This is a genomic window from Micromonospora sp. GCM10011542, assembly GCF_042650685.1.
Lineage (GTDB): Bacteria > Actinomycetota > Actinomycetes > Mycobacteriales > Micromonosporaceae > Micromonospora.
Window position 1 is genome coordinate 1 of the sequence record NZ_JBHSBO010000037.1, and the last position, 3,671, is coordinate 3,671.

General features: G+C 61.9%; 3 protein-coding genes. 2 read left to right on the plus strand and 1 reads right to left on the minus strand.

The window, feature by feature from the left end; translation table 11 throughout:
• Positions 1–583: 583 nt before the first annotated feature.
• Entirely contained in the window at positions 584–1,675 is a 1,092-nt protein-coding gene (locus tag ACFOW4_RS13260; protein WP_377527502.1) for a hypothetical protein, read from the plus strand.
• On the opposite strand, the gene ACFOW4_RS13265 is transcribed toward ACFOW4_RS13260, so the two are convergent.
• Positions 1,662–2,423, minus strand: a complete 762-nt coding sequence (locus ACFOW4_RS13265) for a hypothetical protein (protein ID WP_377527504.1) — start codon at positions 2,421–2,423, stop codon at positions 1,662–1,664. The two genes, ACFOW4_RS13260 and ACFOW4_RS13265, sit on opposite strands and share 14 nt — an antisense overlap.
• Before the next feature lie 568 nt (positions 2,424–2,991).
• Between ACFOW4_RS13265 and ACFOW4_RS13270 the strand changes: the two genes are divergently transcribed.
• Complete coding sequence (locus tag ACFOW4_RS13270) at positions 2,992–3,438, plus strand: DUF6228 family protein (protein ID WP_377527505.1); 447 nt, start codon at positions 2,992–2,994, stop codon at positions 3,436–3,438.
• Positions 3,439–3,671 lie beyond the last annotated feature (233 nt).

Below are 3,671 nucleotides of genomic sequence, written 5' to 3' on the forward strand. Positions count from 1 at the left end.
GCCACCGTCACCATCGCCGCGCTACTCCAATGGTTATGAACCTTTGAAGACACGGCCTAGTGGCACCCGCTTGTGGCCCGTGGATGGCCCGGCAGCTTCGACCGCGGTTGTGCCTCAGCGACGGTTACGGGATCGGCGGACCGCCCAGACCCCGCCAACGATCGCCACAGCAGTCGGCAAAAGGCAGCAAAGCGTAAGGACGGACAGATGCCACGGCTTGATTGCTCCCATGGCCGAGAGGATAGGCACCGCTCCCCGACACCGCTGTCCCTGCAAGCGTGAGTTTGGAAGGACGAAGATCAGGGACGACCAAGACCTGATGGGCCAGGTCAGCCGTGGGCGGCGCGGACCATTCGGTGCCCGCTGGTGACCGGTGGAGGTACGGCCTACTGGCACGTGGATGGCATGGGCCACCTTGTACGGCTGGACGGCAGCCCAGCCCTCGATGTAGTCAACCTTGTCGGACCCTGGACCTACCCTGACCGCCATGGCTGGACAACGCGGCAGCGTGAGAGAGCGGATCAAGCGTGCCCTGTTCGGAATGAGTCGGGGTCATTGCTACGCCCCTGGTTGCACTGTCCGGGTGCTCGTCGTTGAGCAAGGCCAGCCGATCTTCGTTGGCGAGATCGCCCACATTGTGGCCGCTGAACCCAACGGCCCTCGCGGCGAGGAACCATGCGCCAACACCGAGGCCTTCTCGAACCTTCTGGTCTTGTGCGGTGAGCACCACAAGATTATCGACAATCGGGCGACTTGGATGCACTATCCGTCCAGCGTGCTGCGTGAATGGAAGAAGGAGCGCGAGAAGGACTTTGATGCTGAGGCCCTAGGTATCCTCGAACGGACAGGCCCCATCAGTGACAAACTGCCCGGATTGCTGCTCGAATCTTACAAGCAGACCATGCAAGAACTCAGTCAGACAGTGGACAGGCTCGAGAGTGCTGGCCAGATTGCACATGGTGCCGCAGAGCTGCTCCGTGAGGCCGTCGAACGTCTGCCTGCGCCGGACGGTGAATTCCATCATTCGGCACAGCTTCTGGCCTACTTCGCTGAGACAGTGCCGGATTTGTCGCACTCGGCTCAGCAGTTCGGGCTTTTTGCGGAAACCGTAACCGGCGGCACCCTCCTAACAGCCGCCGAGGCCTTCGAGCATTTCACCAACTTCGACGTCATCGACCGACTGCAGGCAGCGGTTGACGTTACCAGTCGACTTGAGGCAGCGATTAGTGATCTAAGGAATGTCGCAGCTGAAATTCCGAACATTGAGGCGCTGCGTGAAGTAGCACAAGTGTTCCCGCAGGCAGAGGACTACCGTCTCGCCCTCGCCGAACGTCCCGCACCACCTCAACGCTCGCCTCAACCAACCCGCCCCCTTAGCCCTCTACCAGCAAGACCGGCGGTTAGGCCGAGTATCCAGCGTGGACTTCGATTCAAAACGATAGGCGGCACACTCGCTGCCGGAATCTTGATTGGCGGTATAGGCGCGGCTTGGGCCATGGCTGACAGCAGAAAGAGTGCGGAAGAAGACCGGCAAGCCTGCACAGGCCGCTCGGCGCCCGCAAACTTCACTGTCAACCGCACAGTTGAGGTTGACGCGACACCTTCAGTTTCCCCTTCACCCTTCGTCTGTGAAACCTGGTATCCGCAACCGATAACCCGACCTACGAAGCGTTAGGGGGGCCACCGAGCCAGTCGGTGTACGTGACACCGGGGGGTAGTTGGTACCTGAACGACCAGCCCCGGCCGTCCTTTCGGACGTTCATCACGAAGGGCGGGTCCTGGTAGGTGAAGTCCTCTTCACTGCCGGTCGGAGCGACCCGAATGTCCTCGATCCCTCCCAATGGCCCAGGCTTATATCGCGCCTTCACCGGGGGCACGCGCTCGAATCGCAATTCAGCTCTCACATAGTGAGTTATTGTTCTAGATATTCTCAGGAGCGCGTCCCGCGTTATATCTTCCCGCTGCGAAAAGTTGTCGAATTTTTCTTGGTCGCCCATGATGTGGGTTAGACAAGCGCTGCGCAAAAAAGTCCATGTACCGAGGGTGGTCAGCCATATCGAATAGAGCGCCCAAACGTCTTTCGACGCATACGCGCGGAGCCTTGCCTCGAAGTTTTTCCAGTCTTTCGAGTTCGGGTCCTGCTGAAGGAAGGAGACTGCTCTCCCGGACAGGGCTTTATCTCGCATGGCGACGGCGGCAGGGCGGTTTGATGGATCCTGCCGCTCAAGCCTCAAAAGCAGTTCGATGTAAATCTCATTGCGCTTTTCCCATAGGCTCAGCTTCAGGTCCTTTTGCACGGCATCGCTTGATGATTTTCGGCTGGCCACCACCGCTGCTACTGCGACGACTGCGGTAAGCAACGAGGACACCAGCGGAACAAGGGCCGCCAATAAGCTCTGCTGAGACGGGCTAAGGGGATTCATCCTCGCTACCCCATTCATTCATCAGAGGGAGCCCTGCATCTTAGCCTCGACTCACAAACTTCTTCATCAGCTGCTCGTCGGCACGACCGGCGCTTGAGCGCCGAACCCCGCTGCCATCCCGTCTGCCGCCGACCCACACACCGTGGAGCGGGCCAGGGCCAGGGTGCCAAGGTGGAGCGCCCTACCGGACGAACGACCTTGGCGCCCTGGCCCTGGTCTGCTCGGCTTGCCTGGGTCGGTGGCTGGCGGGATGGCATCCCACCACCCACGAACCGGAATCGTTCGGCAACTCCATCTCGGAGTCGTCTGGCCCCCGCCGGAGGCATGCCCTTCATGGCCGGCGCGCCGGCCGATGCCGGCGCTTGCGCCGCCAGCAGGCCGAGCGCGGCCGGCGCGGCCCGCTTGCGGGCCGCCTTGATCTGATAGAGCGGAATTCGGCAATGCGCGCGGTCTGCGCCGTGTCCTCCGTCGACTGATGCGCGACACTCGTCCGCCAACTGATCTGCGAGCACAGTCGGCGCGCGGAACGCGGCAATTGAGGATGCATCAAGGCTCCTTCCCTGCCAAGATGACCATCGTGGTTGCAGTTCAACTCGGGGCACGCGGGGAATGGCTTCGGCTAACGCCCGATAACACGTCGCATCGTCCCCCGCAGTACGTGACGGCAGAGCTTCGCTGCGATGGACTCGCTGCGTCCAGGCAGGTCGTTCACAACTACGCGTCAGGCTTCGAAGACCTTGCTGATTTCTTTGGCCAGCTCGCTGACGATTGGCGCGGCTGGAGCGGAGAGCGGGTCTGGGAGTCAGTCGAGGGTGATCTCCGAATCGAGGCTCGACACGAGTACCGGCATATCCAGCTCCGGATCGTCATTCGCAGCCCCGGGCCTGGATGGGGCAACGAGGGCTGGAAAGCAGCTGCAGATTTGACGATCGACCCGGGCGAGGAGCTGACACGGGCCGTATCGGACTTGCGGGTTCTCGCACTCGGCACCGCCTCCGACGACGACCCGGTGTAGTCATCGCCCGCGTGGACGCACATGTCCGCAACTCGGCATGACAGGACGTTTGTCGGCGGCTCCTGCCGCCCCCAGGACCTCTGGGACCTGTCGCGCATCACCTGGCAGAGGTGCGTCGCACCTCAGCTGTTGGGCTCACTCTGGTGTAGAGCCCTGGCCAGCTCGGCCATGCCGTCCGTGCCTTCGGTGATGGCGTCCGCTCCTGCCCTCAGTAGGCGATCGCGCTTGCCGGG

What these genes read in the sequence shown, in the direction of transcription:
- ACFOW4_RS13265 (WP_377527504.1), bottom strand. Translation starts at nt 2,423, where the DNA reads ATGAATCCCCTTAGCCCGTCTCAGCAGAGCTTATTGGCGGCCCTTGTT.
- ACFOW4_RS13270 (WP_377527505.1), top strand. Translation starts at nt 2,992, where the DNA reads ATGACCATCGTGGTTGCAGTTCAACTCGGGGCACGCGGGGAATGGCTT.